This is a genomic window from Campylobacter sp. (assembly GCF_017646085.1).
Classification (GTDB): domain Bacteria; phylum Campylobacterota; class Campylobacteria; order Campylobacterales; family Campylobacteraceae; genus Campylobacter.
Genome location: NZ_JAGCNF010000045.1, coordinates 1 through 2,581, shown reverse-complemented (window position 1 = coordinate 2,581; position 2,581 = coordinate 1). Strand labels below are relative to the sequence as shown.

Here is a 2,581-nt window from a genome sequence, read left to right as displayed (position 1 = left end):
GTGTAGGCTGTAAATAATCATACTCTAGGCTTTTTAAATCCTGGTAAATCTCATCAAATGTTAAACTTTTCATAATTATCCATTTTTGTAAATTTATTGTATTTTACTATAAAATACTTGATTTTATGCTAGTTTGTTGTAAATTATCGTTAATTTATTTTTAACATACCAATAAGAAAAAATCTCTTTTTTATTGGTTCTTTACACAGTAACCAAAAAATAGGGAAAAGTGGTTAAAAAAATTGCTTTCTAATATCGGTGGCAACATAACTGGGGAACTTTTCCCTATGGTAGGGAAAAGTGGGGGAAAAGTGGGGGAAAAGTAATCATTTTAATTCTATAATCTAACTCTCTCCATAAAAATAAAAAATAAACAATAAAAAGTAAATAAGTTACTTATTAGGTTACTTTATAAATTTTATATTTCTAAAATACTGATAATATAATACTTACACGACTATATAACTGGTGAGCTTAACCCACCACTTAAGCTTCTTTTAAGTTTTAATCAATCTTTTATAATTCTATTTATTTACTTCAGATGTGTCATTGTGAGTTTTTAGCAGTTGCTAAGTGCTGTTTTGTCATTGCGAGTTTTTAGCGAAGGTAAAAACGAAGCAATCTTATGAATAATTGTTTTAGTAAATTTAATTAATTAAAGAGATTGCTTCGTTGCTACTTTGTAGCGCCTCGCAATGACGAAAAATATATTATAGCAGGAGATTACGCAATGATAAATTTAAATTATCTCTTGAGCCAATGATAAAAATTTACAATATAAAAATAAATTTACGCATATTAATGATATAATTTTAAAAACAAATAAAGGTTTTAATGTCTGCGTATATCTATATAATCACAAATCATACAAACACTACACTTTATACTGGTGTCACAAACAATCTCTCAAGACGAATTTACGAACATAAAAATCATCTCATTAAAGGATTTTCGACTAGATACAATTTAACCAAGCTAGTTTATTTTGAGATTTGCAACGATATAACACAAGCAATAACCAGAGAAAAACAGATAAAAGCTGGCTCTAGACAGAAAAAAATAGAATTAATACATAGTATAAATCCCCAGTGGATTGACCTTTATCGCACAATTATTTGGTAATACGATTTTAATGTTGCTAAGTGCTGTTTTGTCATTGCGAGTTTTTAGCGAAGGTAAAAACGAAGCAATCTTATGAATAATTGTTTTAGTAAATTTAATTAAAAAGGGTTGTTTTGTTTAAATAATAGTTTTAGTAAATTTAATTAATTAAAGAGATTGCTTCGTTGCTACTTTGTAGCGTCTCGCAATGACAATAATAAATAATAAGCAATGACGCTATAATGCGTCATTGCTAATAGCCTACTGTTTGATTTGTAATAAGCTAGTAAGCATCTGGTCGCTTGTGGTTATTGTTTTAGAGTTGGCTTGGTAGCCTCTTTGGACTACGATTAGCTGAGTTAGCGCCCTACTTAAATCCACGTTACTCATCTCTAAAGCACTAGCTGTAATAGTCCCACGCCTGCTAGTTCCAGCTGCACCAAAGATCGGATCACCACTATTTGCAGTCTGGCTAAAGATATTTCCAGATCTACTCTCTAGACCCTCATTATTACTAAATACTGCTAAGCTTACTTGCGCTAGTCCAAAGCTTCTACCATTGCTAAAGCTACCTATGATAGTACCAGCCTCATCGATTCTAGTACCTACTAGGTTACCAGCAGCGTAGCCATCTTGGGTTATATTATCAGTAGCGCTTGGGTTGTCGTTACTTCTTAGGCCATTAGAGTCGCCGATTTTACCAAAGTTTAGCTCTATACCTTGCCCTGGTGCTGAGCCGTTATTTGCCGTAAATGATAGAGTAGTAGGTGTAAATCCTAGCAAGGTTCCATCATTATTAAATCTAGCTGAACCAGATACTACATTAGAAAATCCGCTACCATCAGCATTTAGAACGCCTGGTTCTGGGACTTGGATTAGTACTGACCACTCGGTTCCATTTTCTGGGCTGTAGCTTACCTTTCTCCACTCAAATTTAATCTCATGCTTAGACCCTAGGCTATCATATATCTCAGTGGTAGCTGCGTGGCTAGACATTGTTAGGTTGCTTGATACCTTTTCACCTGTACCTGTAGCTAATGATCCGCCAAGGGCTTTAAATACATCAGCTAGGGCTGAGTTTTCATTTACATTTTGAGCTGCATTACTATATCCGCTTACTGCTATTTGCATAGCGTAGTCGTTGGTATATGTGTCTTGATTTGATGGGACTAGCTTTTGACCTTGTGCATCAGTGTAGGCATTTGCACTATCTTTTACATCTGTACCGCCTGCTTGATTTGGATTAACTACCTTATGTCCATCGTTTTGGCCATAGCTTGCATCACCAGCTGGATTTCTAAAGACAAATTGCCCCTTTTCATTTACTGTTACTTGCACACCATCATTTAGGTTTTTATCTCTATATGTGGCGTTACTATTTGTATTATCTGCATCTGCATCAGGTAAATTATTAGCAGCATTATTAGCAGCATCCGGATTACCATCAGCATCTAGTGGAGAGTCCCACTCATCTTGAGCC

At 34.3% G+C, this 2,581-nt stretch carries 2 protein-coding genes; one reads left to right on the top strand and one right to left on the bottom strand.

Annotation, left to right across the window (positions count from 1 at the left end; all coding sequences use genetic code 11):
- Window positions 1-834: 834 nt before the first annotated feature.
- Window positions 835-1,122, top strand: coding sequence for a GIY-YIG nuclease family protein (locus J6V67_RS02185; protein WP_291857859.1), 288 nt, complete (start codon window positions 835-837; stop codon window positions 1,120-1,122).
- 240 nt (window positions 1,123-1,362) lie between these two features.
- On the opposite strand, the gene J6V67_RS02180 is transcribed toward J6V67_RS02185, so the two are convergent.
- Window positions 1,363-2,581: flagellar hook-basal body complex protein (locus J6V67_RS02180; protein WP_291857857.1), on the bottom strand; the 1,219-nt coding region annotated here is incomplete at its 5' end.

What these genes read in the sequence shown, in the direction of transcription:
- J6V67_RS02185 (WP_291857859.1), top strand. Translation starts at nt 835, where the DNA reads ATGTCTGCGTATATCTATATAATCACAAATCATACAAACACTACACTT.